Source organism: Brevundimonas vesicularis (genome assembly GCF_027886425.1).
Classification (GTDB): Bacteria; Pseudomonadota; Alphaproteobacteria; order Caulobacterales; family Caulobacteraceae; genus Brevundimonas; species Brevundimonas vesicularis_C.
This window is the reverse complement of sequence record NZ_CP115671.1, coordinates 2,146,181-2,172,810: the sequence shown is the minus strand read 5'-3', so window position 1 is coordinate 2,172,810 and position 26,630 is coordinate 2,146,181. Positions and strand designations below refer to the sequence as shown.

Genomic DNA, 26,630 nt, shown 5'->3' with positions numbered 1-26,630 from the left:
AACGCGGCCATAGGGAATGTCCCGTAGCCGCCCAACGGCTCAGGTTTACGTCCTGTTCGCCCTCTTGACCTAACGTCAGGCGGTGAACGGGGGTATTATGGGCTTTCTTCATTCGATCGCGCCTCTCCTGGCCAGCAGCGCCAAGGAGAGGGTCAGGCAGGTCCCGGTCAGGCTTTTGCTGGCCGCCTTGGTCGGTTGGGCCATGAACGAAGCTGGAATGCTGCGATGGGTCCCGCTGTGGCTGGCGGTCGCGGTTCTGGTTCAGGCGTTCGAACTGTGGGCCATGGCGCCGTTCAGACGCGCCGATGCGTCGCAGAGCCCGCTGTCCGTGTTTGTCGCCCTGGCGTCCACCACTGTGATGGCGACGACCTATGCCGCGATGGCCCTGATGGTCTGGTCCACCAACCATCCAGCGCTGGTGACGCTCGCCGCCCTGACGATGGCGGGCGGGCTATTGACCAATGTCGCGTCCGGCATCGCCTCGCGTCGGATATTCTTCATCGGCGGCAGCCCTTATCTGGCGGCGCTGGCCTTGATGCCGGCGATTAAGGTGATCCAGGGCGATATCCGCGGGGTCGTGGTCATGACCCTGTCCGCCATCCTGTTCGTCGGCATGGTGCTGAACATCTACTGGCGGGTGCACGGATCACGCGAAGCCGAGGTGAAATCCCGGGCGGAAGCGGAAACGCGGCTGGAGCAGGCGCAGGCGGCCATGGCCGATCGCGCGGCGATGGCGGCGATCGTCAGCCATGAGCTGCGTACGCCTGTCAGCGCCATCCTGGCCGGCGCCCATGTCATTCGTGATGGCAAGTCGCCGGAGCACCGCCAGGAGACGGCCGACCTGATCATCGACGCCGGACGATTGATGACCGGCATGCTGAACGATCTGCTGGACCACTCCAAGATGGAGGCCGGGGCGATGGCGATGGAAAGCCGCGACTTCGAGCTGGGCGATTTGATGCGCGATACGGTGCGGTTCTGGGCGGCGCCGGCGGCGGACAAGGGACTGACGCTGGACATGTCGGGCGTGGACAGCGAGGCGGTGTGGCTGCGCGGGGACCCCTATCGTCTGCGCCAGATCATCAACAACCTTGTGTCCAACGCGATCAAGTTCACGCCGTCGGGCGCGATCCGTCTTGAAGCGTCGGCGCCGCGTGGCGACGGGAAGCACTGTCTGACCCTGACCGTCATCGACCAGGGCGCCGGCATTGCGCCAGACGCGATGAACCGGCTGTTCACACCCTTCGCGCAGGGGTCCGCCGAGGTGGCGCGCACCTATGGCGGGACGGGCTTGGGCCTGACCGTCAGTCGTGAACTGGCGCGGTTGATGGGCGGCGACCTGACGGTCGAGAGCACGCCGGGGCAGGGCGCGGCCTTCACCCTATGTGTCGATCTGCCAGCGGGTCAGCGGACGCAGGCTTTGGACGGGCAGGAGACGGCGGCGCCCGTTCTGGCCCGGCGGCTTCGCGTCCTGGCCGTGGACGATCACGAGATCAATCGCCGCACGATCTCGCTCGTGCTTCAGCCGCTGGATGTCGATCTGACCACGGCCTCTGACGGCCATCTGGCGCTGGCGCTGCTGTCGGAGAAAGCGTTCGACGTGGTGCTGATGGATGTGAATATGCCGGGCATCGATGGCAACGAGACGACACGGCGATTGCGCGCGTCTGACGGCCCCAATGCGGACGCCCCGGTGATCGGGTTCAGCGCGGGCACGGAGGCCGAACAGGTGCAGGCCTGCTACGCGGCCGGCATGACGGACTGGTTGGCCAAGCCGCTGGAGCCGAAGAAGCTCTACGACACCCTGCACCGGGCGACATCGACGGCGGCGCCGGCGAAGGCGGCTTAAGCCAGGGCCGCGAACCAGGGACGCAGGCGGCTCAAGGCGTCTTCGATCTCGGGGGTCGAGACGGCGAAGCTGAAGCGGACGAAGTGGTGGCCTTCGACGGGGTCGAAGTCGACGCCGGGCGCGGTGGCGACGCCGGTGTCGCGCAGCAAATGCTCGCAGAAGGCCACGCTGTCGTTCGTCAGATGGCCGATGTCCGCCCAGATGTAGAAGGCGCCGTCGGGAGGCGCGATCTTACGCAGACCCAGTGCGGGCAGGGCCTCCAGCATGAGCTGGCGGTTGCGGGCGTAGGTCTGGATATGGGCTTCCAGCTCATCGATCGCGTCCATGGCGACCAGACCGGCATGCTGGCTGAGGCTGGGCGGGGTCAGGAACATGTTGCCGATATAGGCGCGGGCGGCGTCGATCCGCGCCTCCGGGACCAGGAGCCAACCCAGGCGCCAGCCCGCCATGCTCCAGTATTTGGAGAAGCTGTTGATGACCACGGCGTCGGGCGCAAACTGCAGCATCGAGGGCGTCGGGCCGACGTAGCTGAGGCCGTGGTAGATCTCGTCCGACACGATGGCGATGTTGCGCGCGCGGCAGACCTCGGCGATGGCGGCCAGCTCGGCGTCCGGGATGATGGTGCCGGTCGGGTTGGCGGGGCTGGCGATGATGATGCCTGCAGGGGCGGGATCCAGCGCCTGGAGTTGGGCGGCGGTGAGCTGAAACCGGGTCTCGGGACCGCAGGCGATCTCCACCGGCTCAAGATGCAGGGCGCGCAGGCTGTTGCGATAGGCGACATAGCCGGGCCGAGCCAGGGCGATCCGATCGCCGGGCTTGAACAGGGTGCTGAGCGCCAGCACCAGGGCTGGTGAGGCCCCGCAGGTCAGCAGGATGCGATTGGGATCGACGGCGACGCCGTATCGCTCGTCGTAGAGGCGCGCGATCCGATTGCGCAGATCGGGACTTTCCCAATAGCCCATCGCATCGGCGTCCAGCACCTGATGCGCTCGCGCAATCGCGGCGGCGGGCGCGCCCGTGGAGGGCTGGCCGAACTCCATATGGATGATCGAACGACCTTCGCTCTTGAGCTGATGCGCCAGGCGGCTGACGGAGATGGCGCGGAACGGTTCGACGGTCATTGAAGGGCATCCGCCAGTTGCAGGAAGCCCGCGACATCAATGGTTTCGGCGCGGGCGTCGGGCTCAATGCCGGCGGCCTCGCACAGGGCGGCGCCGCCCAGTTGTTTCAGGCTGGACCGCAGCATCTTGCGGCGCTGGCCGAAGGCGGCGGCGGTGACGCGTTCCAGCTTCTTCAGGCGTTCCGGCGACGGGCGCTCATACAGCGGAACCAGATGGACGACGGCCGAGGCCACCTTGGGCGGCGGCGTGAAGGCGGCGGCAGGCAGATGCATGACGATGCGGGCGGTGCAGACGGCCTGGGCGATGACGGCCAGACGGCCGTAGGCGTCCTCGCCCGGCCCTGCGGCGACGCGCTCGGCGACTTCCTTCTGGAACATCAGGGTCAGGCTGTGGGGCAGCCACGGGCCGGTCAGCCATTTGATCAGCAGAGGAGTGCCGACATTGTAGGGCAGGTTGGACACCAGATGGGTCGGGCCTGAGACCAGATCGGCCTCCTTCACCTTCAGCGCATCGGCTTCGACGATGGTCAGGCGACCGGAGCCGTCGTCCAGTTCGGTCAGCAAGGGAATGAAGCGCGGATCCTTTTCCACCAGCACCACGGCGCCGGCGTCGGATTCCAGCAGGGCGCGGGTCAGGCCGCCGGGGCCGGGGCCGACCTCGATCACCGCGCGTCCGTCGAAGGAACCGGCCAGCCGCACGATCTTGCGGGTGACGTTCAGGTCCAGCAGGAAATGCTGGCCAAAGCTCTTCTTTGCCGAAAGGCCATGGGCGTCGAGGGTTTCGCGGAGAGAGGGAAGGTCGGTCACACGCCCTGTTAGCGCGCGGCGCGGGCCGCCGCCATCTCCGATGCCAGTCGAATGGCGGCGATCAGACTGTCCGGACGCGCGACGCCCTTGCCGGCGATGTCGAAACCGGTCCCGTGATCGGGCGAGGTGCGGATGATGGGCAGGCCCAGGGAGACGTTGACCCCGCCCCAGAAGTCCAGCGTCTTGACCGGGATCAGGGCCTGATCGTGATACATGCAGATGGCGGCGTCATAGGTCGCGCGCGCCTGGTCATGGAACAGGGTGTCGGCCGGTCGGGGGTCGGTGATGTCGATGCCCTCGGCGCGAAGCTGTTCGGCGACGGGGATCAGGATGTCGCGTTCTTGCAGACCAAGTGCGCCGCCTTCGCCCGCGTGGGGATTGAGGGCCGCCATGGCCAAGCGTGGGCGAGCGATGGCGAAGTCGCGTTTCAAACTTTCGTGGACGACGCGGGCAGTGCGGGCGACACGCTCGGCCGTGACCAGTTCCGGCACCTGGTCCAGGGCGACGTGAATGGTGACGAGACAGGCGCGCAGATTCTGGGCCGTCAGCATCATCACCGGCCCTCGCGTGCCGGCATAGGGCGCATCGGCGGTCAGTTCGGCGATGAACTCGGTATGGCCGGGAAAGCGAAAGCCCGAGGCGTACATCGGCGCCTTGGCGATCGGGGCGGTGACGACGCCGGACGCCTCGCCGGACAGGGCGAAGCTGACCGCCTCCTCGATCCCGTCCGCGACGGCCGAGGCATTGGCCGGATCGGGCGACCCGACCAGGACCGACGCGGGCAGGGAGCGATGAAGGACGGGAAGGGCGGAGCCGAACAGATCACGAGCGTCACCGGGAGTCCCGACTTCAGCCACGGCGACGCCTTGTGCGCGCAGCAGCGCGGCGTCGCCGATGACGGCGAAGGGCGTCGGCTCGGCGCGCAACGCTTTCCAGGCGGCGGCCACGATCTCCGGCCCGACGCCGGCGGGTTCGCCCAGCGTCAGAACCAGAGGCGCGACCGCTGGGGTCATTTGAACTCGATCAGGGCGTCGCTGCGCAGGTCGCGCAGATAGCGGCGCTCCAGCACGGCCAGGTTCTGGGCGCGCAGACGGTTTTCGACCTGCTGACGGTTCGGCGCTTCCGGTCCGCCGACACGACGACCGCAGACGGCGACCAAGTGCAGGCCCAGCGGGGTGCGGATCGGCGTCGAGACTGAACCGATTTCGCCGGTGCGGGCGAACTGCTGGAACTGGGGCGCCAGGTTGGCGACGTCGGATTCGCCGAGATCGGCGCCCAGGACGCCCTGTGTCGCGCGGGCCTGGGAGATGATGTTGTCGCAGGTCAAGCCGTTACGCAGACCTTCCAGCTTGGCGGTCGCGGCGGCCAGATCAGCTTCCGACGCGGTTTCTGGCAGTTCGACCATGACCTGCTTCAGCGATACCAGGCTGGTGGAGGCGCCGTCACGCTTGTCGCGCAGGTAGAGGATATAGACGCCGCCATCGACGACGATCGGGTTCGACAGCTGGCCCGGCTGGAGCTGTTCCAACACTGACTGCACAGCCGGCTGAAGCGAATCCTTGACCACCCAGCCTGCATCGCCCGGCACGCGGGCGCTGGCCGAGGGGGCGGCGGAGAACTGCTGGGCGACGGCCTGGAACGGCGCGCCCTGGATGATCTGCTGAACCAGCTGACGGGCGCCGTTCAGGGCCGCCTGCGCGCCGCCGACCCGGGCGGCGTCGATATAGATTTCACCGAGCAGGAACTGGGGCTTGGAGGCGGCCTCGTTCAGCCGGCGGACTTCCTGATCGACCTGAAGAGTGCTGGCGCGGGCGCGGCTGTTGAAGCGACCCGGGATCAGCTGGCTCCAGCCGATCTGGGTGCGCAGGTTGTCGCGGAAGGCGGCGGGCTGGATGCCGCCCTGTTGCAGGAACTGCATATAGGCCTGCGGCGTCGTGCCGGCGGCGCGGGCCATTTCGGCGATCTCGCCGTCGACTTCCTCGTCCGTGACCTTCAGGGTCTCGAACTTGGCCATCTCCTGATCTTTGAGGCGATCCTCGATCAGGGCGTTCAGGGCGGCCTGCTGAATGGCGGGCAGGTTCTGCTCGGTCGGCTGAACCTGAGACGAGGCGATCAGCATCAGCATGCGCTGACGCAGATCAAAGCCGGTGATGATCTTGTCGTTGACCGTGGCGACGATGCCGTCCGCCATTTCGAACTGAGGGGCGGGGCGCGCCGTCGTCGGGGCTTCCTCCGCCGCCGGGTTCGGCGCGCCGGCCGCAGGACCTTGCGCGGGCGTGGGGGTCTGTGCCGGAGCGGGCGCCGTCTGGGCATAGGCCGAACCGGCGAGGAGGACTGCCGCGAGCGCAGCCCCCGTCGAATAACGCATCAAACCCATTGGTCGTCCTGATTCCTCACAGCGGTCCGCCAGCCAGGCCGGCAGGCGGTCGCGCCCCGTAAAGCGTCATGCTCAACGCATATCGCCCTGTCCATAACCTGAACCTCCGAAAGTGGCGAGGTTTAGGCGCACATAGATGCCTTCCGACGGGCCGCCCGGCCGTGCGCGGGTGTTGTCGCGCCGATAGCCCAGTTCGAACCGCAGGCAGTCGTCGTCGAACAGCACGCCGACTTCGGATCGCGTGATCTCGTTCTGGTCCAGATCGGCGATGCCGGCGACGGTGAAGCCCCAGTTCTGGAAGACGAACTGCTGTCCCGCCAACTGGACGAATTCGTAGTTGCGGTTCAGCGGCCCGTCGACGGGGTTCGACTGATCCAGAATGTAGCTGACGGTGGCCAGGTTGCGGCGCCCCCAGCGGCCGTCCAGCGCCGCTTCGGCGCGACGTACCTCGCCAGAACCATCCACCGTGGCGTGGAACCAGCTGCGGATGCGATCCGACGGCGAGAAGTCGCCCTGGACCACCCAGTCGGAGGTCTCGGAGGCCAGACCCGTCGGGTCATAGAGACGCGCGGGATCATCGGGAATGGACGTCTTGAAGTCGTCCTGCTGGTCGAAACGATAGCTGCGTCCCACGAACAGGCTGGCCTTGCGCCCTTCAGCCCAGCGAATCGTGGCGCGCCCGCCCGCCGTCACGCGCGCGCCGCCTTCCAGCAGATCGTAGCCGGAGAAGCGATCCATGCGGAACAGCGACGACTCGTCCAACTCCAGAACCTGGGAGTCCTCGATGGGGATGCGGCGGTCCAGGCTGACCTTGTTAGAGACCGAGACCTGACCCACCGGCTCCAAGATGATGTCGGCGTCGGCGATGCGTTTGATCAGAGGATAGGCGACATCCACGCCCGCGCTGAATCTGGACCGACTGACCGTCTCGTCGGTGTCGACGCCCATCATCGGAGGCAGGTCGGACATGGAATAGAGATCGACGCGCGTATCGACGAACGGCTCCACCCGCACGCCGACGGGCAGGATGATCGCCCGTCGCCATTCCACCTGGCCCGTGATGCGGCGGCTGTCCACGCCGGCCAGACCTGTCGTGACGGGGGGAACGATTTCCGGATTCAGGATCGGCGCGCCGACGAAAGCGTCGCGGTAGAGAGAAACGGCCGAGCCCTTCAGGCGCAGCCGGCCGCCGAAGACGAGCTCGCGCGGTTCCCAGCGGGCATCGATCAACGGGGCGACCAAGGGCAGGGTGTCGTCGTCCTCGAACACCTTGAAGCCGTTGGCGTCGCGGAAATCTGTCGCGGCGAAGGCCGGGTTCAGGCGCAGGCTCTGGATCGAGAAGGCCGCGACCGAAACATAGGACCGATCGGTCTGATGTTCGGCGTAGATCTGGCTGATCAGACGACGGCGGTCGCCGTAATACAGGCCGTTGTCCTGATACGGAGAGCGCACATCGTAGCGATCGAACAGCGTCTTGTCCGAGGTGCGCTCGGCCGTGAAGCCGAACCGCCACGGGCCATCCGGATCGAACTCGCCGTGCGACAACAGATAGCTGCGGTGTTCGCGATCGCCGAACTTGACGTTGCTTTCGAAATCGCCGTCGCCGTCCCGATCGAAGTCGCCGAACTCGCGCTCGTAGGTATAGCCGCCGCGCGCCACGATCATGCCGTTGGCGAACCTTCGGCGCCATTGCAGGTTCAGCAGCGGGGCGACCCTGGTGTTGATCTGCGGGCTGATCAGCCAGTCCTCGGACGGCGATACGACTTGCAGATAGGGAACCTCGACGGAGACGCCGCGACCCTCGTCATAGTTGACGATGGGCACCAGGAAGCCTGAGGCCCGCTCCACCGAGGGATCGGGGTGGGCGAAGAAGGGCGTGTAGAAGACGGGCACCGGGCCGATGTAGAACACAGCGTTGCGATACAGGATCGCGCGCAACTGCTCGTCCTGCGTCACCTTTTCCGCCTGGATGGAGATGGTCGGCGTCTTGGGACCACCATCGTCGCAGATCGGGCAGGGGGTGAAGCGGGCGTAGTTCAGCTCGCTGACATTCTCGCTACGACGCACAGCCGTTGCGGCCATCAGACTGGCGCCGTTGGCCAGACGCGTGGCGAAATCCACGGCGACGCCGGTCTCCAGGTTTTCGTCCAGCTCGAGACGGCTGGCGTAGACCACGGTGCCGTCGGGCGCGATAGCCTCGACGCGGCCTTCGGCCGTCGCCGAACCGGCGTTCAAATCATAGGACAGGTTCTCGCCGCGCAGCACATGGCCGCGCGTGCGGACATAGGCGCGGTTCTCGGGCGTGCCGCTGACGATGATGTTGTCGCCTTCGCGACGCGCATTGTCGGCATCGACATAGACCGCTTCGGGCGGCAGGCCGTCGGAAGGCGCGGCAGCGGCAGGAGGGGTCGTTTGCGCCCATGCGGGCGTCGCCAAGGGCGCGCAGGCGACCAGGGCCGCACCGGCGAGAAGCCTTGCTTTGAAAGCGTCGAAGCGCCGATCACCCTGCATAGGCCATCCGTAGTCTGAGAAGCGAGCGCCCGATTAGCCGTCTTCGGTATAAAACAGCAAGGTCAAGGCTGCGAGCGCCGTAAGAACAGGCGGTAGCCAGGCGGCGACGAACGGCGCCACGACCTCGGCCGATCCCATCGCCGACGAAAACTGGTTCAGGAAGAAGAAGGCGAAGCCCAGCACCACGGCCGCCACGCTCATGCGCGCCAGGTCGCCCAAACGCATCAGCCGCAGCGAGAAGGCGGCGGCCAGGATAGACATGGCGGCGAACACCAGCGGCGTGGCCAGAAGTTGCTGGAAGCGCAGGCGATAGGCGGTGGAGGTGAAGCCCGCGTTCTCGATTCGGCTGATCTGGTTGGGCAGCGACCAGAAGGGCGTGGCCTGAGGGCGGGCGAAACGATCGAACGCCTCGTCGTCCGCAAGGCTGGAGACCAGGGTCAGGCTGGAATAGGTGACGGCGCGCTGGCCGATCTGGGCGCCGACCGCATCGGTCAGGCGCCAGCTGCCGGCGTTCAGAGAGGCCGACTTGGCGTCGATCCGTTCGGAGAAGGTGCGGCCGCCGCCGGGGGCGGTCGTATAGATGAAGAAGCTGACGTTCAGCAGGCGCGCGTTGGCGCGGTCCTGCTGGCCGGCGCGGATGATCATCTGGCGCTGATCGTCGCCCTCGCGCAGCCAGATCGCCTCCTTGGGATCGCCGCCGGGCGCGGTGCCGGAAATCCGTGCGCGTTCGCGTTGCCACAGACCGTCGCCGGCCGAGGCCATCGGACCCAATACAGTGACGGTCAGCACGCCCAGGACGAAGGCCATGCCGGCCGCCGGCAGGACGAAACGCCAGGCGGAGACGCCCGCCGCGCGCATGGCGATCAGTTCGCTGCGTCGGTTCAGGCTGATGAAGGCCGACAGGGTGCCGAACAGGAAGACGAACGGCATCAACTGCACGATGACCGAGGGCGACTTCAGCAGCACCAGGCCGAAAATGCGGACGGCCGACAAATCCTGCGCCGAGCCGACGCCGCGCGAGACCTCGACAAAGTCGATCAGCATGACGAGGGCCGAAATTACGGCCAGGGCCACGCCCAGCGATTTCAGCTGCTGGACCAGCACATAGCGTTCGATCCCACCCAGACGGGGGATATGCGGCGAACGACGGGCGGAGGCGACGACGGCGGTCATGCGAACTTGGCCTTCAAATCGCGCAGGGCGGCGGTTGTCCGGCTGCGACGCGGCTTCAGCGCGCGGAACAGAACTCGCAGGGCGACGACAATGGCCACGACCGGCACGACGTATTGGAGCACATTCATCCAGCCGTTCCAGGCGCTGGCGGCGACAAGGCCATAGCCAACGACGCGCAGGACCAGGAACAGGCCCGCCGCCTTGGCGATGCGCAAGGTATAGCCGGTGCGGCTGAAGGCGCCGCCCAGAATGGCCGAAAGCGCCAGGGCCATGGCGACCATGGCGTAGAGCGGCGAGGCCAGCCGAGAATGCGCCTCGGCTAGCAGTTCGCCACGCGAGCCGGCGACCTCGAGCACCTTGGCCGTCGGGTTTAGCAGCTGGCGCAGATAGAGGTCGGTCGGCTTGTAGCGAATAGTGTCGGTCACCCCCACGAAGGGCGCGAGAGAGAAATCGTATCGCCCGAACGACAGCGTCTCCAGTACGCCACCCGACGAATAGCGCTGGGCCGAGCCGTCGATCATGGTCAGGATCGGAATGCCGCCGGCGTCGCGGCTGAAGCGCGCCTCCGACGCGTTCCAGGTCGTGACCTTGTCTTTGTCGTCTAGATAGACGAACAGGTTCTTCAACAGACCGTTCTGTTCGATCTGCTGCACATAGACGGTCAGACCGTCAGGCCCCTGAACGAACTGGCCTTCCTCGACCAGCAGAGCGGCGAGGTCCGTGCGGATGTCGAAGGCCTGTCGCCGCGCTTCCTGCTGCGCCCAAGGCAGAATGAAGACGTTGACCAACAGAGCGACCAGGGCGACCAGCACGGCGATACGGGCGGCGGGGGATATGACCTGCCACCGGGTCATGCCCCCGGCGAAGGCCGCTGTCAGCTCCTGTTCGCGTTGCAGACGGGTCAGGGCGATGAGCGCGCCGACGAAAAGGCCGATCGGCAGAATCACCGACAGCAGTTGCGGCAGGGCGAGCAGGGTCAGCTTGACCATGATCCACACGCTCTGACCCCGCTCCACGATGACCTGGAGTTGGTCGAGGCTTTGGCTCAAAATCCCGATTCCCGCCAGCGCTGCGCACGCGGCGATCACAGGGAACAGGATCTGGCGAAAAAGGTATCTTTGAATCAGGGTCATGGGCGGATGGACTTCGCCCGGTTGCAGGCGGCGACATTGAGGCGCATCTAGTAGCACATCAGGGCGCGTCCGCGACAAGCAGACGCGCCGTTGTCATTTTGCTGTTTGCAGACGCCGGGTGGGGCCTGGCTGGAGTTGATTGAATGAAGATCGAATTCGTCGCCGCCGTGGACGCCGCCGAAATCCTGGCCGTTCCGGTTTTTGAAGATCGCAGCTTCACCGCCGCCGGGACCGCGCTGGACGGCAAGGCCAACGGCGCCCTGACCAAGGCGGCGGGCAAGGGGCGTTTCACCGGCAAGGCCGGGCAGAGCCTGAGCATCGCCGCGCCGGCGGGTGTCGAGGCGGACGCCGTGCTGCTGGTCGGCGCCGGCGCCAAGGACAAGATGGACGATCTGGCGGTCGAGGCCTTCGGCGGCAACGCCTATGCGGCGGTCAAGCTGTCGGGCGCCGAGGTGCTGACGATCGACGCTTCGGACCTGTCGCCTGAGCAGGCCGCCCGCGTCGGTTTCGCCGCGCGTCTGGCCGCCTATCGCTTCGACAAATATCGCACGACGCAAAAGGCCGACAAGATTCCGTCGATCACCGCCATCCGCGTGGTCACAACCGACCTGCGAGGCGCAGAAGCCGCGCTGGAGCCGCTGTCGGCGGTGGCCGACGGCGTGATCTTCGCGCGCGACCTGGTGTCCGAACCCGCCAACGTCCTGTATCCGGCCGAGTTCGCCAAGCGGGTGAAGGCGCTGGAGAGCCTGGGCTTGGAGGTCGAAATCCTCGGCGAGGCCGAGATGGAGAAGCTGGGCATGCGCACCCTGTTGGGCGTGGGCCAGGGCAGCCGTCGCGAAAGCCAGCTTGCGATCATGAAGTGGAACGGCGGCGAAGCCGGCGCTCAGCCCCTGGCCTTCGTCGGCAAGGGCGTCTGTTTCGACACTGGCGGCATCTCGATCAAGCCGGCGGACGGTATGGAAGACATGAAGTGGGACATGGGCGGCGCGGCCGCCGTGACCGGCACCATGATCGCCCTGGCCAGCCGCAAGGCCAAGGCCAACGTCATTGGCGTTCTGGGCTTGGTCGAAAACATGCCGGACGGCAACGCCCAGCGTCCGGGCGACGTGGTCGTGTCCATGTCGGGTCAGACGGTGGAGGTCATCAACACCGACGCCGAAGGTCGCCTCGTCCTGGCCGACGCCCTCTGGTACACGCAGGAGCGTTTCAAGCCGAAATTCATGATCGACCTGGCCACCCTGACGGGTGCGATGATCGTGGCTCTGGGTCTGGATTACGCCGGCGTCTTCTCGAACTCCGACGATGTCGCCGACCCGATCCTGGCGGCGGCCAAGAAGGTCGGCGAGAACTTCTGGCGCATGCCGATCCCGGCCATCTACGAGCAGCACATCGATTCCAAGATCGCCGATGTGAAGAACACCGGAAACGGCCGCGCCGGTGGCTCGATCACCGCCGCCCTGTTCCTGCAACGCTTCACCAACGGCGTGCCGTGGGCGCACCTGGACATCGCCCCGACAGCCTGGGCCAACAAGAGCCCCAGCCCCACCGTGCCGGAAGGCGGCGTCGGCTTCGCTGTGCGGACTCTGGACCGGATGGTCGCGGATTCCTACGAAGGCTGATCGGTCGGGAGGTAGAGCCGGGTGAGCGACAAGCCCGAAATCTGGTTCTATCACCTGGAGCGTTCATCGCTGGATCAGGTGCTGCCAACCCTGCTCGAAAAGACGATCGAGCGGGGCTGGCGGGCCATGATCAAATCGTCGCATTCGCATCGACTGGATGAGGTCGACGAGACGCTGTGGACGTTTCGCGATGACAGCTTCCTGCCGCACGGCCGGGCCTATCAGCCCCATGCCGAGCGTCAGCCTGTGCTGTTGAGCGAGACGGGCGAGAACCTGAACGGCGCTCAGGCGCTGTTCATAGTCGACGACGCAGAACTGGGCGGGACGGAAGGGTTCGAAAGATGCTTCATTATTTTCGACGGTCGCGACGAGCCGGCTTTGCAACACGCGCGGGGACGCTGGAAGGCGCTGAAGGGGCAGGGCGCGAACCTGGCCTATTGGCGTCAAACGGACGAAGGGCGCTGGGAAAAGGCGGCCTGATCGGACTGGTTCTGCTGGCCGGCTGTTCGACGCCGGTTTCTGAGGCGCCCGCGCCGCGTGCGGTCGAGCAGGCCCAGTTGAATCCGCCCGTCGGCAGCCGGATGCCGACCGGGCAGACCGAGGACGTCTGCAAGGCCGGCGAGATGCAGTATCTGGTGGGCAAGTCCCGGACCGAAATCCCCGTGCCCGTGGACGTCGTTAATCGGCGTGTCACCTGCACCACCTGCCCGGTGACGCAGGACTTCTCCGCCTATCGTCTGAACATCTTCTACAACGAACAGACCGGCATCATTGAACAGGTCCGCTGCGGCTGACCCAGACGCAAGGAGACGACCATGAAGATCATCGTGAGCACCCTGTTGGCCGCTGGAGCCTTGGCCGTGTCAGCCTGCGCGCCGGTCCACACCGCCGAGCCTGCGCCCGGATCGGACACCGCCTTCAAGGCGTGCAAGGTTTCGGATTATCAGAGTTATGTCGGCCGCAACCGTTCGACCATCCCGACCGCGCCCGCCGGCCAGACCTTCCGTGTGCTGTGCACCACCTGCGCCGCGACCATGGACTATCGCGAGAATCGGGTGAACTTCGTCTATGACGAGGCGACCAACATCGTGCGCGAAGTGAAGTGCGGTTGAGCGTTAGCGCCCCACCGTATCGCCCGGCCACAGCGGTCCGCTGAACTTCGCCGCCAGATAGTCCATGAAGGCCGTGACCCTGGCCGGGCGCGGTCCGCCGCTGGGCGCCACCAGATGCAGGGCGATGGGCGGCAGCCGCCAGTCGGTCATCACCGTCTCGAGATGGCCATCGGCGACGTCCTTCCAATAGATGAAGTCCGGCTGTGGAAATAGCCCCAGACCCGCGCACAACGACGCCGTCAGAGCGTCGGAGTTGTTGGCGCGCAGCGGCCCGCGCGGATGCACGACCACTTCTTCACCCGCCTCATTGCTGAACCGCCAGGTGTCGGGACTGGGCATGTAGGCGTAGCCGAGGCAGGCGTGACGAGCCAGATCGTCGGGATGGGTGGGGCGACCCCGCTGATCCAGATAGGAAGGCGAGGCCACCAGGGCGCGGGCCACAGGCCGCAGCTTGCGCGCCGTCAACGAGGAATCGGCCAGGGCGGCGATCCTCAGCGCGCAGTCAAAGCCGCCGCCGACCAGATCGATGACCTCGTCCGACAGGTGCAGATCGACCGACACGTCTGGGTGAGTGGCGAGGAACTCGGGCAGGGCTGGGGCCACATAGGCCATGCCGAACGACATGGGCGCCGCCAGTCGCACCAAGCCGCGCGGGGTGACGGACATGTCCAACGCCTCCGACACCGCGCCCTCGGCCTCGGCCAGCATGTGGGCGGCGCGGGCGGCCAGGGTGCGACCTGCATCGGTGAGGGCGAAGCGCCGCGACGTGCGGTGGAGCAGTGTGGTCTTCAGTTGCTGTTCCAGGCGCGTGATCGCCTTGGATACGGTGGCCTTGGATAGGCCCAGCGTCTCGGCTGCGCCGGAAAAGGATTGGCTGTCGGCGACCTTGGCGAAGATGGCTAGGGCTTCCAGATCGGGCAGGCGGGACATGGGCGGCCTCGCGTCCTGAAACGATGAGTTTCGGTTGTTTCTATTTCTGATCGGTCGCCGATCTCTATCTTGACGTCAAGCAAAGGCGTCGGAAAGTTCCGACGCGAAAGGACGAGTGCGATGATCGAGCGCAGACCATTTGAAACCCTCGGCGGCGCCAACCACGGCTGGCTGAACGCCAAACACCACTTCTCCTTCGCCAACTACTATGATCCCAAGCGGATGAGCTGGGGCAATCTTCGGGTCTGGAACGACGACGAGATCGCCGCCGGGACGGGCTTCCCGCCGCATCCCCACGCCGACATGGAAATCATCACCTATGTCCGCGACGGGGCCATCACCCATGAGGATAGTCTGGGCAACAAGGGCCGCACCGTCGCGGGCGATGTGCAGGTGATGAGCGCCGGAACCGGCATCCGGCACGCCGAATACAACGCCGAGCCGGACCTGACGCGGATCTTCCAGATCTGGATCGAGCCGACCCGACGCGGGGATGCGCCGAGTTGGGGCACCAAGCCCTTCCCCAAGGGCGAGCGGTCAGGCCAATTCGTAGTCCTGGCCTCGGGCTTCGAAGGCGACACGGAAGCCCTGCCGATCCGCACCGATGCGCGGATCGTGGCGGCGACGCTGAAGGCGGGCGACAGCGCCGACTATCCGCTGGGCGTTGCGCGGCGGGCCTATCTGGTGCCGGCAAAGGGCGAGGTCGAGGTCAACGGCGTCCGGCTGAACGCCCGCGACGGCGCGGCCATCGCTCAGGAGGATGTCGTGACGGTCAAGGCGCTGTCCGACGCCGAGATCGTGCTGGTGGACGCCGCCTGATTTTCGGATCAAGCTTCACGGTCGGGCCCGATCCGACCGTGAACAAACGCATCAAAAAGGCGAGGAAAGAGAATGTTCAATCAAGTGAATGGCTGGTCTTCCCGCGCCTTGGCGGCGCTCAGGATCGTCGCCGGCCTGTTGTTCCTGGCGCATGGCGTCATCAAGGTCTTCGGCTTTCCGGCCGGGGCCGAGCCCGGTCAGCAAGAGCTGATGTCGTTGTTCGGCATCGGCGGCGTGATCGAGCTGATCACGGGCCTGATGCTGATCCTGGGCCTGTTCACGCGTCCGGCCGCCTTCATCGCCTCGGGCCAAATGGCTGTGGCGTACTGGATGTTCCACTTCCCCAGCAGCCCCTATCCGGCGGTGAACGGCGGCGACACGGCCATCCTGTACTGCTTCATCTTCCTGTACATCTTCACCGCCGGCCCAGGCGCGTGGAGCATCGACAATCGAACCGCAAAGCGGTTCTGATTTCTCCAGAATCGAAAGGCCGCCGCGCTGGCCTGCGCGGCGGCTTTTTCATGCCTTAAGGCTTGCGGCCCAGTCAGCGGCGCGCACCAGACTGTCGACGATGCCCGGTTCCGATGAGGCGTGGCCGGCGTCGCCGACGATGTCCAGATGGGCCTCGGGCCAGGCGCGATGCAGCGCCCAGGCGCCTGAAATCGGCGTCACCACGTCGAATCGGCCCTGCGCGATCCAGCACGGGATATGCCGCATCCGGTCCACATTCTTCAGCAGCCATCCGTCCTCCTCGAAGAAGCCGGCGTTGGTGAAGAACCAGTTCTCGATCCGCGCGAAGGCGACGGCGAAGTCGGGCTCGGCGAACTTGTCCGGGCGGGCGTTGGGACCCTCGACGCTAACAGTTTCGCCCTCCCAACTGGACCAGGCGACGGCGCACCGTTCGCGCTCGGCGACGTCATCGCCGATCAGCCGCTTGTAATAGGCGGCCATAAGGTCGCCGCGCTCGGCCTCGGGGATGGGGGCGATGAAGCGTTCCCAGGCGTCTGGGAAGATCATCGAGGCGCCGTCCTGATAGAACCAGTGCAACTCCTTCTTCGTCAGCAGAAAGATGCCGCGTAGCAAGAGCGCGATGACCCGCTCAGGATGGGTGATGGCATAGGCCATTGACAGGGTCGAACCCCAGGACCCGCCGAACACGACCCATTTGTCGACGCCGCACAGGGCGCGCAGACGCTCAATATCGTCGATCAAAGTCCAAGTCGTGTTGTCGTCCAGCGAGGCGTGGGGCCGCGACTGACCGCAACCGCGCTGGTCGAACATGATGATGCGATAGACGGCGGGATCGAAGAAGCGGCGCATGCCCGGATTGACCGCGCCGCCAGGCCCGCCGTGCAGAACCAGGACCGGCAGGCCGTGCGGATTGCCGGATTCCTCATAATAGATTTCATGCACGCCTTCGGTCGGCATCCAACCCGAGGCATAGGCCTCGATCTCGGGGTGGAGCACACGACGCGGCTCGGCGGGCGTGGGGAAGGCCATGGATGCTTGGTCTTTCTACGAGGGAATCAGGGGCGAGAACGCAAGGCCGCAAAGGCCAGGCAGAGCCAGCCGGCGATCATCAACAGGCCGCCGATCGGGGCCACGGCGCCGAACGCCGGCACACCGAGAAACGCGATCGCCGCCAGGGCGAGGCAGAAGATCAGGCCGCCGATCGATCCGAGCCAGCCCGCAAGCCGCGCCAGCCCGCCGCCACCGGTCCATTGGGCGCAGGTGAAGGCGAAGACCGCATGGACGACCTGATATTGGGCGCCGGTGGTCAGCAGGGTCTTAATCTGCGGCCCGGCGCCGTGCGCGGCGAAGGCGCCCAGCGCCACGGCCAAGGCGCCGCTCAATGCGGCGAAGATGATCAGGTTGCGACTCACTGTCATTTCGAAACCCTAAACCGCCAGTTCGCCGATGTCTGCGACCCAGGAAGGTTAACCGGCGCGCGGCAGCGGCGTCAGGTGGCTGGCCATGGCCGAGGCGGCGGCCTTGACGCCCTTGCGCACCGCCGCTTCGTTGGCGGGGGCGGGCGCGCGTAGCAGGCCGATCGATGGCGTCAGCGGCCCATCCGGAAGGTCCGAGAGCACGCGGTAGAGCAGGTAAGAGCCGGCGTCCTCCTCGATGTCGGACGAGGCGTCGGCTTGCAGCCCGGCTGCGGTCAGGGCGCGAACCATGTCGGCGACGGGCGCCGTGGTGCGGGCCACGCCCGGCCCGGTGCTGGACAGGCGGTGCTTGTAGTCGAGAGTGCGGTTTTCCGCGCGCATCTGGACCCGGAAGCCTGCGCCCTTTTGCGTGCGTCCGACCAGGAGGACGGCCCGGCATTCCCCGCTGCCGAGACGGGCGGCCAGGGTCGAGGCCAGTTCGTCGGGATCGGCGGCGGCGATAGGCACAGCGCGGGCCCCGCTGGGGCTCCAGATTTCGCCCGACAGATCCTCGACCAAATCCCACCCGTCATCGTCGCCGTCATAGGCGCAGATGATGATGCCAGGGCGGCGATCACCACTGGCACGACTGTCGATTTGGTTCATCGTGCCAGCCATAGCCCCATCCATGACAGTTCGGTGACGTGCAAGAGGCTGTAACTTCCGGACGCCGTCAAGTCCGCAAAAGTCTTAGCCCAGGTCGCCGACCGCCGCATCCAGCAACATGAAGGCGCGACCACTGTCCGAGGCCAGGCTGGACTGAACCGCTGCGCTGTCTCCAGCGCGGGCGGAAGCGTTCAGCATGACCGCGAAGTTGCGGACATAGCGTTCGGCGTCGGCGCGCAGTTCGGCGTCGCTGAGGACACGGCGAGACACGCTGCGGACAGCGGCCGGCGCGACGCGACGCACGATCTGACGCGCGGCGTCGGGGTCGCCATTGCTGAAGGCGCGGGCGGCCTCTTCGACGCGAGAACGAGGCAGAAGGGCGTTGGGATCGACCCCCATGCGCCGAATGGCGGCGGCGACCCGGTCGGACAGGGCTTCGGCCTCGGCAGGCGAAGGGGAGGGCGTGTCCAACTCCAGCGGCGCCTCGTTGTCGTCGTCGCCGTCGATCAGATCGCTCCAATCCAGGCCCTTGTCCGTCGCCGGCGGGGGCGTCTCTGCAGGCTCGAGCCGCAGGCGACTGCGTAGACCGAATCGCCGCTCTTCGACGGGCGGCGTGGCAGGAGGCGTTGGGCGATCGGTCCGGCGCTCGGGACGAGGTTCGGGCCGGGCTTCGATCTCTGCGGCCGGCTCGCGACGACGCGCCGGCGTCGTATCGCCCGACACCACGCCCATCAGACGCACGGCCTCGGTCAGCATGTCGTAGTTTCGGCGCACGCGATCCTGGAAGCCGACATCCAGCGCCTCGGTGTCCTCGGCCGCCTTGCGCGAGGCGGCGGAAAGGGAGGCCAGGCCTTCCTCGACCGTGGCGCGCACGGCGTCGGCGCGAGCGCGAGCTTCCTGAGGCAGGCGCGCAGCGCGCTCGTCGATGTCGGCGACGGCGGTGTCGATTTCTGACAAGGCGCTGTTGAGACGTGCCACCAGGGTTTCCAGGCGGCTGACCATCCGCTCGCCGGTCTCTTCGACCAAGCCGGACGTTTCGGTGACGATGCGGCGGGCGTCGGCGATGCGGGCGTCGGCGGCGGTGTCGGCCTTTTGGGCCGCGTCGAACAAGGATTCGCCCAGGCGGTCGGTGCGCAGACGCGCCTGTTCGGCGGCGTCGGCGGCGGCGGCGCGAGAATCCTCGGCCGTGGCGCGCATCTGCTCCAGAGCGCGGCGTGTCTCTTCCATGAGGGCGTCGCGAGCCTCGGCCGCCAGGGCCTCGAAGCGGTCGAGGGCGAGCTTGGTGGCGGAGTCGAAGCCGTCGGCCTCGCGTTGCGACATGTCGACGAGAGCGCGGAACTGGTCGGTGGCCGCCTCGACCAGATCGCGCATGGACTCGACCGAGGTCTGGGTGGTGCGATCCAGATCGCCCGCGGCGCTGCGCGTGGCGGAGAGATGCTCGATCAGTTGAGCGCGCTGGCTTTCGACCTGGGCCGAAAAATCCTCCTGATCGGTGCGCAGGGCGTAGGCGGCGGTGACCAGGGCGGCGCGCTGCTGGCTGAGGCCTTCCTCGACGGACTGGATCTGCTCGGCGACGCCCGAACCGGCGTTCTCAAGTCGGATGGTCTGGCGCGCCAGATCGTCGGACGCCACGCGGGCGGCGTCCTGGGCTTCGCCTGCGGCGGCGGCGAGGTCGGCGGCGCGCGCGGCGAGGGCGGCCTCCGCTTCACGAAGCTGCGCCTGAGCCAAATCAGAGGCGTCGGCGACCATTCGCGACTGACGCTCTACAGCGTCGATGACGCCCGACGCCTGCGTATCCAGATGGATGCCCAGAGTCTGCATCTGGTCGCGCTCGCGGCCTAGGTTTTCCGTGAGACGACGCGCAGTGCGGCCGGCGTTCTCGGCCGCCTCGTTCAGGCGCGTTGTCTCCTGGGCCAGCGCCTCTCGAAGTAGGGCCATGTCGTTGCGTGCGCGTTCCGCCGCCAGAGTGGCGTGATCGATGTCGGAGCGCAGCGACTGAAGCACCTCGCCGGTCTGCTGGGCGGCCAGGGCTGTCGGGGCCACCAGGGCCTCGGCCAGTTGGCGGGCGCGACGCGTCTCTGCGGCCAGACCGGCGCCCTGTCGGACGGCATGGGCCAGCATGATGGCCAGGCCCGCAGGGGCCAGGGCGATCAGGGCGTAGATGGCGATCCGCAGCGGGTCCAGTTCGGCCCCGCCGGCGCCGAACTCATATGCGGCCCAGGACGCGACGCCGCCGATCCACAGGGCGGAGGCGACGCCTGCGATCAAATAGGCGTGGCGCCCGGACGGCTCGGGCTGGGCCTTGGCTTGAACGGTCTTCACAGCCGGCGGTTTGGACAGCTCGAACGGCGCGGGCGGCTGACCGGCGGCGACGGCCATGTCGACAGGAGTCTCTGGTGTCGGTTTCGCATTGACGGGGGCGGCGCCCCGTTCGGCGGCAAGGGCGCGTTCCTCGGCCTGCCGTTGCTCTTCCAGCAGGCGACGGCGACGACGCTCCGACATCGGGGGCTCAAACGTCGGCTGCACGATCTCGAAATTAGGCTCGGAGATCGGGTCGAGCGACGTTGTCGCCTCCTCGACCGGCATTTCATCTGAGGACGAAAGATCAGCCGGCGCGACGGCCTCGTCGTCGGTCAGCTTCAGCGGCGGCCGTTTGGGAGACTTCATAAGCTCAAAAACTCGATCTCTACGCGGGCGTCCGACAGCGCCGAGGAAACCCTAGAGCATGATCGATGCGGACGAAACCGACTCAAGCCCGCAACCTGTCGATGAACCGCGTCATGCAGCGCAAAGCGCCGCAGCGTTCAGCAGTCGCGCTTGGATTCGGAAAGCAGCGTGGTGTTGGAGCCGGTGTCACGACACTCCACCACACGACGCACTTCGCGGTCGCCGTGGTTGGGGTTGTGGGTGTCGACGCCGAACTGCGTCAGGACGGCGGCGGCCAGCAGGGCGATGAAGCCAGCGATCAGTTCGACAAGCGCCTGCATTCTACCCTCCCTCGCAGCCTGTATGGCTACGCTCCTTATGCGCCAAATCGGCGAACGTCACAATCCCGCCCTGAAAGATTGACCGAAGGACACGCGCGTGGAACGGAGGATGCAGGCGCTTCGACACCATGTCACGCGAATCAGACAGATAGGTCGCATGACTTTAGCCGGCGACAGTTACGAAGGCAGCCTGCTGGAACCGGGCCCCGCCCTGTGGACGTCCGCCGTCGCGCACCGTTTTTCGGTGCTGATGGAAAACGAGGCCTATTTCGACGCCCTCTCGTCTGCGATTCACAAGGCCCAACGCTCCATCGTGCTGCTGGGATGGCAGTTCGATCCACGCACTCATCTGGATCCGGAGACGCGGCCCGGCGACAAATCGGCCGAGATCGGTCGCCAACTGCGGATGCTGGTCAAGAAGAAGCCGGACCTTGATGTGCGACTGCTCATCTGGAAATCGCCGCTGCTGATCGCCGCGTCGCAAGGCTTCTATCCGCACAAGGCGCAGCGCTGGTTCCGTAAGCGGATGGTGGAGTTCCGGCTCGATTCCCCCGGCCCTATCGGCGCCTGTCATCACCAGAAGGTGGTTGTCATCGACGACAAGGTGGCCTTCTGCGGCGGCGGCGACATCTCGACCGATCGCTGGGATTCCGACGAACATCTGGACGGCGACCCGCGCCGCGCCCTCCCCAGCGGCCTGATCTGCAAGGCGCGTCACGAGGTGATGAGCGTGATGGACGGCCCTGCGGCGCGGGCGCTGGGCGATCTGGCGCGCGAACGCTGGTTCAAGGCGACCTGGGAGCGCACCATCGCGGACGACGTCGAGGACGATCCCTGGCCCGATGGCGTGCCGGTGCAGATGACGGACGTGCCCGTCGGCATCGCCCGCACCGAGCCGAAATGGTCGGGGCGGCAGGAGGTGCGCGAGAGCGAGGCCTTGCACCTGGAATCCATCCGGCGCGCCAAGCGGTTGATCTATATCGAAAACCAGTATTTCACCTCGCCGGTCATCGCCGCCGCGCTGGCCGAACGACTGGCCGAGGTGGATGGACCGCAAGTCATCGTCATCTCGACCGCCAAGAGCCCGAGCTGGTTCGACAGCATGACCATGGACACGGCCCGGGCCGAGGTGCTGCACCGGCTGGAGCAGGCGGACAAATACAACCGCTTTTTCGCCTTCGCCCCGCTGACCGCCGACGGCGACCGGATCATCGTCCATGCCAAGGTGACGATTATCGATGATCGGCTTCTGCGGATCGGGTCCACCAATCTGAACAACCGGTCGATGGGCCTAGATACAGAATGCGACATCGCCGCCGAGCCTGTCGATGCGGCCGGTCGGGCCTTCATCACGGCGCACCGTCACCGGACGATTGCTCACTGGCTGGGCGTTGCGACGGAAGACTATGCGGCGGTCGAGGGCGTCTTCGGCTCGGTGGGGCAGGCGATCTGCAACTTCGAAACCGATCGGCTGAAGCCGCTGGGCTCGGAGCCGCCGACGCGTATCCAGCGGATGTTCGCCGAATGGCAGTTGGGCGACCCGACGTCGTCCAGCGACGCCTGGCGGCCTTGGAAGCGTCTGAACCGTTCGCAACGCACGCGACCAGCGTCCGAGGGCGGTCACGCGCCGGGTTGAACGACCTCGAAATCGACGATCAGCGGCAGGTGGTCCGAGGCGACGCGGGCCAGGGGCGAGAAGGCGGATCGTACCGCGCGGATGCGGATATGCGGGCTGACGAAACAGTGGTCGATGCGAATGGCGGGGAAGGCCGACGGGAAGGTCTTTACGCTGGGCTTCTGGCCCAACTGACGCTGGCAGTCCTGCAGGGTGCGGCATAGGGTCTGATAGGGGCGTGTGATCGAAGTGGCGTTGAAATCGCCGGCCAGCAGGATCGGTCCCTCGCATCCGCCGATCCAGCCGGATCCGGCCAGAGCCGCGGCCTGAAGCCGCTGCTCGCGCGGAACCAGACCCAGGTGGGTGTTCATGACGTTGACGGCCGTGCCGTCGATCTCGATTTCCGACCAGATCGCGCCGCGCGGTTCCAGGCCCGGAATGCCGCTCACCGTCGGCAAGGCGCCGGCGCGGATCAGCCGTTCGGGATGCGGGGTCAGGATGGCGTCGCCGTACTGTTCCGCCTCGACCCGCATCGCTGGATGGAAACGCGAGGTCATGGCCAGACCGTCGGCGATCGCCTCGGCCTGATCGACCCCGCCCGTGCGCGCGCGGCCCACGTCCAGTTCCTGCAGGCAGACGATGTCCGGCTCGAATTCGGCAATGACGGCGACGATCCGGCCGACATCCAGACGGCGATCCGTGCCGACGCAGCGGTGGACATTGTAGGTAAGAAGGCGAGGCATGAACTGGCGGCTGTTTGAACGTTGACCGTGGGCTAGGCCTTCTGGCCCGCGAATGCGACCCCGATGCGACGATCAGAGCAGGATCAGATGATCGGGCAACTCATTGCGATTGTCGGCGCGCGGTGGAAAGTGGCGGGCCAGAACCTCGCCGCACAGACCGATGGCGGCCGCGAAACCACCGACGGGGCGGTCGGCGCGCAGTTCGCGGGTCAGGACGGCGACGGCCTGAGCCCAGGCGTCCTCATCGACCTTGGCGTAGATGCCCTCATCGGCGATTAGTTCGACCTGATGCTCGTCCATCGCCGCGAAGATCAGCACGCCCGTGCGCTCCTGCGTGACATGGACGCCTTGGGCCATGAACTGATGCAGGGCCGCCTCCCTGACGCGGCCGCGCCTGACGCCGGCGGGCGTCACGAGACGGCGCACGGCTGGGATACGGGTCATTAGAAAGACAGCAACGAAGACGACGGCCTGCGACAGGGCATAAAGGCCCAAGGCCTGCGCCGTCGTGGCCTCTTGCGCGGCCTGGTGGGCCGCCTCCCAGCCATCGCTGGGCCAGCGAAGATCTAGCACGAACGGAACGAAGACGATCGGGGCCAAAAGCGCCATCGCCGCCGCCCAGGCCAGGCTGACGTCCACATAGGTCGAGACACGACGCGCGACGACGCAGAAGATTTCACCCGACGTCTGACGCTCGGCCGCCGCTATGGCTTCGGCGATGCGGGCGCGGTCGTTGTCCGTGATCTGCATCACCATCCCCCCGACGCGCCGCCGCCGCCGAAACTGCCGCCGCCACCGCCGAACCCGCCACCGCCAAAGCCGCCGCCACCGCCCCAACCGCCGCCGCCTTTGCCGGAGTTCCGCAGAGCCTCTGACGCCGCCCACAACAGGACTGAGCTGACATTGCTGCGTCGTCCGCGTCCGGACCGCATGGCGATCAAGAAGATGAACAGGAAAAGCCCGGCGATGATGACCAGCGGAATGATGGATTCGCCTTTGGTGTCGGCTTGCTCGGCCGCGGCGGCCTGGGCGCGCGCCTGCGCCTCCGCCGGGTCGAGCGACAACTGAGCTATGAGGGCGTCGACGCCCTTGATCACGCCCGCCTGGTAATCGCCGTCTCGAAACGACGGTAGGATGTCGTTGCGAATGACCTGGGACGAGAAGGCGTCGGTCAGAATGGGCTCCAGCCCATAGCCGACCTCCACGCGGACCTTGCGTTCATTCGGTGCGACGATCAGCAAGGCGCCGTTATCGTTCTCCTTCTGACCGATGCCCCAGGCGCGACCCAGCTGATAGCCGTAGTCCTCGATCTCCTGATCCTGAAGACTGTTGACCGTCACGACGACCAACTGGTCGGTCGAACTGGCTTCCAGCGCCGCCAGCTTTTCGGTCAGGGCCTGTTCCGTCGCCGGATCGAGCAGATTGGCCTGATCGACCACGCGGCCGGTCAGGGGCGGGAAGTCGATCTTGCTCTGCGCCGTCGCCGGCAGAACCAGCAGCAAGGCGATGACAAGGCTGAAAAGGAGGGCGGCGACTCCCGGCGAACGCCGCGCCGCCGCTTGGATGGTCGTCACTGGGCGGGCGGGATCGCGCCCGGCGCCACGGCCGGTGCGCCGCCGCCGGGCGCCGAGGCGTTGGCGGGCGGGGCGTTCAGGTTGAAGTTGACTTGCGGCGCCGACTGGGCGGCGGCGGTGGCGGTGAACAACTGCATCGGCTGCGACCCGCCGTGCAGGGTCTTGGCCCAGATCACCTGCGGGAAGGTGCGCAAGGTCGTGTTGTAGTCGCGCACGGCCTCATTGTAGTCGCGGCGCGCGATCTGAATGCGGTTCTCGGTGCCTTCCAGTTGGGACTGCAGGGTCAGGAAGTTTTGGTTGGCCTGAAGTTGCGGATAGGCTTCGACCGTCACCAGCAGGCGCGACAGGGCGCCGGACAACTGGCCCTGTGCTTCCTGATACTGCTGGAAGGCCTGCGGATTATCGAGGTCGTCGGCCGAGACGTTGACCGAGGTGGCGCGAGCGCGGGCGTTGATCACGTCGGTCAGAGTGGTGCGTTCCTGGATCGCGGCGCCTTGAACGGTCGCGACCAGGTTTGGAATCAGGTCGGCGCGGCGCTGATACTGGCTCTGCACACCGGCCCAGGCCGCCTCCGCGCGTTCCTGCTTGGTCGGAATGGTGTTGTAGCCGCAGCCCGCCACGGCGGGGACGATCATCAGAGCACCGGTCAGAGCGACGGCGCGGGCATTGAGGCGGACCATGACATCTCCCGTTCGGCGATAGCGCCGTTCAGCGGGACTATTCACCGGCCCAATGAATGCATCAAGCGTCCAATGGCTCCGGTTGGATATTGTTGAGGCGGCAGGCGGCCGAATAGGTGTTGGCCAACAAACAGGCGATGGTCATGGGGCCGACGCCGCCCGGCACCGGCGTGATGCGGCCGGCGACCTCGACCGCCTCCTTGAAAGCGACATCGCCGACAACGCGGGTCTTGCCCTCGGCGGCCTTGACGGGATCGTCCGTGGGAACGCGGTTGATGCCCACGTCGATGACGGTCGCGCCCGGTTTGATCCAGTCTCCCTTGATCATCTCGGGCCGACCGACGGCGGCGACCAGAATGTCGGCGCGGCGGCAGACCTCGGGCAAATCCCGCGTGCGCGAGTGGGCGATGGTGACTGTGCAGCTTTCGGCCAGCAGCAGTTGCGCCATTGGTTTGCCGACGATGTTGGAACGGCCGACGATGACGGCGTTCAGGCCCGACAGATCGCCGAGCCGATCCTTCAGCAGCATCAGACAGCCCAGGGGGGTGCAGGGGACCAGACCCGGCAGGCCGACGGCCAGACGACCGGCGTTGACGACATGAAAGCCGTCCACATCCTTGTCCGGCGAAATGGCGTCCAGAACCACCGTTGCGTCGATGTGGGCGGGCAGGGGCAGTTGGACCAGGATGCCGTGGATGCCCGCATCCGCATTCAGCTGAGCGATCAGGGCCAGCAGTTCGTCCTGGCCTGTCGATTCGGCCAGGCGGTGGGTGTCGGAGCGCATGCCGGCGCGCAGCGTCGTCTCACCCTTGTTGCGGACGTAAATCTGGCTGGCCGGATCCTCGCCGACGATGACGACCGTCAAGCCGGGTTTGACGCCGTGCGCGGCCTCCAGCCGGGCGACGGCCGCGCCGACGCGTTCCACCAGGGCGGCCGAGAAGGCCTTGCCGTCGATCAGGGTCGCAGGCGTGGATTGGGCCGACATGGCAGCTCCGTCTGGCGGGAAATCAGGATGGCGGCGATTTACAGCCGTCACGGTTCGGCGTCTAT

26 protein-coding genes are annotated in these 26,630 nt (G+C 66.6%); 8 read left to right on the top strand and 18 right to left on the bottom strand.

Annotated elements, in window-relative coordinates:
* Positions 1-217: 217 nt before the first annotated feature.
* A complete protein-coding gene (locus tag PFY01_RS11190) occupies positions 218-1,849 on the top strand; it encodes an ATP-binding protein (protein WP_271041332.1) in 1,632 nt (543 codons plus the stop codon).
* Here PFY01_RS11190 and PFY01_RS11185 read toward each other — a convergent pair.
* The 7 genes from PFY01_RS11185 to PFY01_RS11155 all read right to left on the bottom strand — a co-directional run bounded on the left by PFY01_RS11185 (position 1,846) and on the right by PFY01_RS11155 (position 10,970).
* Positions 1,846-2,970 (bottom strand): pyridoxal phosphate-dependent aminotransferase, encoded by a 1,125-nt coding sequence (locus PFY01_RS11185; protein WP_271041331.1) that lies wholly within the window; start codon positions 2,968-2,970, stop codon positions 1,846-1,848. The two genes, PFY01_RS11190 and PFY01_RS11185, sit on opposite strands and share 4 nt — an antisense overlap.
* Positions 2,967-3,776: a 16S rRNA (adenine(1518)-N(6)/adenine(1519)-N(6))-dimethyltransferase RsmA gene (gene rsmA, locus PFY01_RS11180; protein ID WP_271041330.1), complete on the bottom strand. Its 810-nt coding sequence runs from the start codon at positions 3,774-3,776 to the stop codon at positions 2,967-2,969. The genes PFY01_RS11185 and rsmA overlap by 4 nt, the downstream gene beginning before the upstream one ends.
* Before the next feature lie 8 nt (positions 3,777-3,784).
* Complete coding sequence (pdxA, locus tag PFY01_RS11175) at positions 3,785-4,789, bottom strand: 4-hydroxythreonine-4-phosphate dehydrogenase PdxA (protein WP_271041329.1); 1,005 nt, start codon at positions 4,787-4,789, stop codon at positions 3,785-3,787.
* Positions 4,786-6,153, bottom strand: coding sequence for a peptidylprolyl isomerase (locus tag PFY01_RS11170; protein ID WP_271041328.1), 1,368 nt, complete (start codon positions 6,151-6,153; stop codon positions 4,786-4,788). The genes pdxA and PFY01_RS11170 overlap by 4 nt, the downstream gene beginning before the upstream one ends.
* A 72-nt stretch (positions 6,154-6,225) precedes the next feature.
* Positions 6,226-8,589, bottom strand: coding sequence for an LPS-assembly protein LptD (locus PFY01_RS11165; protein WP_271041327.1), 2,364 nt, complete (start codon positions 8,587-8,589; stop codon positions 6,226-6,228).
* 108 nt (positions 8,590-8,697) lie between these two features.
* Positions 8,698-9,837 carry an LPS export ABC transporter permease LptG gene (lptG, locus tag PFY01_RS11160; protein WP_153924301.1) on the bottom strand — a complete coding sequence of 380 codons (1,140 nt, stop codon included), beginning with the start codon at positions 9,835-9,837 and terminating at the stop codon, positions 8,698-8,700.
* Positions 9,834-10,970 (bottom strand): LptF/LptG family permease, encoded by a 1,137-nt coding sequence (locus PFY01_RS11155; protein WP_271041326.1) that lies wholly within the window; start codon positions 10,968-10,970, stop codon positions 9,834-9,836. Before PFY01_RS11155 ends, lptG begins: the two co-directional genes overlap by 4 nt.
* A 143-nt stretch (positions 10,971-11,113) precedes the next feature.
* Between PFY01_RS11155 and PFY01_RS11150 the strand changes: the two genes are divergently transcribed.
* Genes PFY01_RS11150 through PFY01_RS11135 form a run of 4 tightly spaced genes read left to right on the top strand, consistent with a single transcriptional unit; the run spans position 11,114 to position 13,701 of the window.
* Complete coding sequence (locus PFY01_RS11150) at positions 11,114-12,589, top strand: leucyl aminopeptidase (protein WP_271041325.1); 1,476 nt, start codon at positions 11,114-11,116, stop codon at positions 12,587-12,589.
* Positions 12,590-12,610: 21 nt separating this feature from the next.
* Positions 12,611-13,069, top strand: a complete 459-nt coding sequence (locus PFY01_RS11145) for a DNA polymerase III subunit chi (RefSeq protein ID WP_271041324.1) — start codon at positions 12,611-12,613, stop codon at positions 13,067-13,069.
* Positions 13,027-13,383 carry a hypothetical protein gene (locus PFY01_RS11140; RefSeq protein WP_271041323.1) on the top strand — a complete coding sequence of 119 codons (357 nt, stop codon included), beginning with the start codon at positions 13,027-13,029 and terminating at the stop codon, positions 13,381-13,383. Before PFY01_RS11145 ends, PFY01_RS11140 begins: the two co-directional genes overlap by 43 nt.
* A 21-nt stretch (positions 13,384-13,404) precedes the next feature.
* On the top strand, positions 13,405-13,701 hold the full coding sequence (locus PFY01_RS11135; RefSeq protein WP_271041322.1) for a hemolysin: 297 nt from the start codon (positions 13,405-13,407) through the stop codon (positions 13,699-13,701).
* Between the two features lie 3 nt (positions 13,702-13,704).
* On the opposite strand, the gene PFY01_RS11130 is transcribed toward PFY01_RS11135, so the two are convergent.
* Entirely contained in the window at positions 13,705-14,631 is a 927-nt protein-coding gene (locus tag PFY01_RS11130) for a LysR family transcriptional regulator (RefSeq protein WP_271041321.1), read from the bottom strand.
* 120 nt (positions 14,632-14,751) lie between these two features.
* On the opposite strand from PFY01_RS11130, the gene PFY01_RS11125 reads away from it, so the two are divergent.
* Positions 14,752-15,450 carry a pirin family protein gene (locus tag PFY01_RS11125; protein WP_271041320.1) on the top strand — a complete coding sequence of 233 codons (699 nt, stop codon included), beginning with the start codon at positions 14,752-14,754 and terminating at the stop codon, positions 15,448-15,450.
* 72 nt (positions 15,451-15,522) lie between these two features.
* Entirely contained in the window at positions 15,523-15,921 is a 399-nt protein-coding gene (locus PFY01_RS11120; protein WP_271041319.1) for a DoxX family protein, read from the top strand.
* A gap of 48 nt (positions 15,922-15,969) precedes the next feature.
* On the opposite strand, the gene pip is transcribed toward PFY01_RS11120, so the two are convergent.
* From pip to PFY01_RS11095, 5 genes are all read right to left on the bottom strand, one after another.
* The gene (gene pip, locus PFY01_RS11115; RefSeq protein WP_271041318.1) at positions 15,970-16,950 is read right to left on the bottom strand and encodes a prolyl aminopeptidase; all 981 of its coding nucleotides are present in this window, start codon (positions 16,948-16,950) and stop codon (positions 15,970-15,972) included.
* A 26-nt stretch (positions 16,951-16,976) separates the two neighbouring features.
* Complete coding sequence (locus PFY01_RS11110) at positions 16,977-17,339, bottom strand: DUF423 domain-containing protein (protein WP_271041317.1); 363 nt, start codon at positions 17,337-17,339, stop codon at positions 16,977-16,979.
* A 48-nt stretch (positions 17,340-17,387) separates the two neighbouring features.
* Positions 17,388-17,993 carry a hypothetical protein gene (locus PFY01_RS11105; protein ID WP_271041316.1) on the bottom strand — a complete coding sequence of 202 codons (606 nt, stop codon included), beginning with the start codon at positions 17,991-17,993 and terminating at the stop codon, positions 17,388-17,390.
* A 72-nt stretch (positions 17,994-18,065) separates the two neighbouring features.
* Entirely contained in the window at positions 18,066-20,648 is a 2,583-nt protein-coding gene (locus PFY01_RS11100) for a tipN (protein ID WP_271041315.1), read from the bottom strand.
* Positions 20,649-20,785: 137 nt separating this feature from the next.
* A complete protein-coding gene (locus PFY01_RS11095) occupies positions 20,786-20,968 on the bottom strand; it encodes a hypothetical protein (RefSeq protein WP_184278405.1) in 183 nt (60 codons plus the stop codon).
* A gap of 157 nt (positions 20,969-21,125) precedes the next feature.
* Here PFY01_RS11095 and PFY01_RS11090 point away from each other — a divergent pair, with 157 nt between their 5' ends.
* A complete protein-coding gene (locus PFY01_RS11090; protein WP_271041314.1) occupies positions 21,126-22,604 on the top strand; it encodes a phospholipase D-like domain-containing protein in 1,479 nt (492 codons plus the stop codon).
* Here the strand turns inward: PFY01_RS11090 and PFY01_RS11085 are convergent.
* From PFY01_RS11085 to PFY01_RS11065, 5 genes are all read right to left on the bottom strand, one after another.
* A complete protein-coding gene (locus PFY01_RS11085; RefSeq protein ID WP_271041313.1) occupies positions 22,589-23,326 on the bottom strand; it encodes an endonuclease/exonuclease/phosphatase family protein in 738 nt (245 codons plus the stop codon). The genes PFY01_RS11090 and PFY01_RS11085 overlap by 16 nt on opposite strands.
* Positions 23,327-23,398: 72 nt before the next feature.
* Positions 23,399-24,076, bottom strand: a complete 678-nt coding sequence (locus tag PFY01_RS11080; RefSeq protein ID WP_271041312.1) for a TPM domain-containing protein — start codon at positions 24,074-24,076, stop codon at positions 23,399-23,401.
* The gene (locus PFY01_RS11075; RefSeq protein ID WP_271041311.1) at positions 24,076-24,900 is read right to left on the bottom strand and encodes a TPM domain-containing protein; all 825 of its coding nucleotides are present in this window, start codon (positions 24,898-24,900) and stop codon (positions 24,076-24,078) included. The genes PFY01_RS11080 and PFY01_RS11075 overlap by 1 nt, the downstream gene beginning before the upstream one ends.
* Positions 24,897-25,580, bottom strand: a complete 684-nt coding sequence (locus tag PFY01_RS11070; RefSeq protein WP_271041310.1) for a LemA family protein — start codon at positions 25,578-25,580, stop codon at positions 24,897-24,899. The genes PFY01_RS11075 and PFY01_RS11070 overlap by 4 nt, the downstream gene beginning before the upstream one ends.
* 61 nt (positions 25,581-25,641) lie before the next feature.
* Positions 25,642-26,565, bottom strand: a complete 924-nt coding sequence (locus tag PFY01_RS11065; protein WP_271041309.1) for a bifunctional methylenetetrahydrofolate dehydrogenase/methenyltetrahydrofolate cyclohydrolase — start codon at positions 26,563-26,565, stop codon at positions 25,642-25,644.
* Positions 26,566-26,630 lie beyond the last annotated feature (65 nt).

What these genes read in the sequence shown, in the direction of transcription:
- PFY01_RS11110 (WP_271041317.1), bottom strand. Translation starts at nt 17,339, where the DNA reads ATGACAGTGAGTCGCAACCTGATCATCTTCGCCGCATTGAGCGGCGCC.
- lptG (WP_153924301.1), bottom strand. Translation starts at nt 9,837, where the DNA reads ATGACCGCCGTCGTCGCCTCCGCCCGTCGTTCGCCGCATATCCCCCGT.
- PFY01_RS11150 (WP_271041325.1), top strand. Translation starts at nt 11,114, where the DNA reads ATGAAGATCGAATTCGTCGCCGCCGTGGACGCCGCCGAAATCCTGGCC.
- PFY01_RS11095 (WP_184278405.1), bottom strand. Translation starts at nt 20,968, where the DNA reads ATGCAGGCGCTTGTCGAACTGATCGCTGGCTTCATCGCCCTGCTGGCC.
- PFY01_RS11120 (WP_271041319.1), top strand. Translation starts at nt 15,523, where the DNA reads ATGTTCAATCAAGTGAATGGCTGGTCTTCCCGCGCCTTGGCGGCGCTC.
- PFY01_RS11125 (WP_271041320.1), top strand. Translation starts at nt 14,752, where the DNA reads ATGATCGAGCGCAGACCATTTGAAACCCTCGGCGGCGCCAACCACGGC.
- PFY01_RS11190 (WP_271041332.1), top strand. Translation starts at nt 218, where the DNA reads ATGCTGCGATGGGTCCCGCTGTGGCTGGCGGTCGCGGTTCTGGTTCAG.
- pdxA (WP_271041329.1), bottom strand. Translation starts at nt 4,789, where the DNA reads ATGACCCCAGCGGTCGCGCCTCTGGTTCTGACGCTGGGCGAACCCGCC.
- PFY01_RS11070 (WP_271041310.1), bottom strand. Translation starts at nt 25,580, where the DNA reads ATGGTCCGCCTCAATGCCCGCGCCGTCGCTCTGACCGGTGCTCTGATG.
- PFY01_RS11090 (WP_271041314.1), top strand. Translation starts at nt 21,126, where the DNA reads ATGACTTTAGCCGGCGACAGTTACGAAGGCAGCCTGCTGGAACCGGGC.
- PFY01_RS11065 (WP_271041309.1), bottom strand. Translation starts at nt 26,565, where the DNA reads ATGTCGGCCCAATCCACGCCTGCGACCCTGATCGACGGCAAGGCCTTC.
- PFY01_RS11085 (WP_271041313.1), bottom strand. Translation starts at nt 23,326, where the DNA reads ATGCCTCGCCTTCTTACCTACAATGTCCACCGCTGCGTCGGCACGGAT.
- pip (WP_271041318.1), bottom strand. Translation starts at nt 16,950, where the DNA reads ATGGCCTTCCCCACGCCCGCCGAGCCGCGTCGTGTGCTCCACCCCGAG.
- PFY01_RS11105 (WP_271041316.1), bottom strand. Translation starts at nt 17,993, where the DNA reads ATGGCTGGCACGATGAACCAAATCGACAGTCGTGCCAGTGGTGATCGC.
- PFY01_RS11080 (WP_271041312.1), bottom strand. Translation starts at nt 24,076, where the DNA reads ATGCAGATCACGGACAACGACCGCGCCCGCATCGCCGAAGCCATAGCG.
- PFY01_RS11100 (WP_271041315.1), bottom strand. Translation starts at nt 20,648, where the DNA reads ATGAAGTCTCCCAAACGGCCGCCGCTGAAGCTGACCGACGACGAGGCC.
- PFY01_RS11130 (WP_271041321.1), bottom strand. Translation starts at nt 14,631, where the DNA reads ATGTCCCGCCTGCCCGATCTGGAAGCCCTAGCCATCTTCGCCAAGGTC.
- PFY01_RS11155 (WP_271041326.1), bottom strand. Translation starts at nt 10,970, where the DNA reads ATGACCCTGATTCAAAGATACCTTTTTCGCCAGATCCTGTTCCCTGTG.
- PFY01_RS11185 (WP_271041331.1), bottom strand. Translation starts at nt 2,970, where the DNA reads ATGACCGTCGAACCGTTCCGCGCCATCTCCGTCAGCCGCCTGGCGCAT.
- PFY01_RS11170 (WP_271041328.1), bottom strand. Translation starts at nt 6,153, where the DNA reads ATGGGTTTGATGCGTTATTCGACGGGGGCTGCGCTCGCGGCAGTCCTC.
- PFY01_RS11135 (WP_271041322.1), top strand. Translation starts at nt 13,405, where the DNA reads ATGAAGATCATCGTGAGCACCCTGTTGGCCGCTGGAGCCTTGGCCGTG.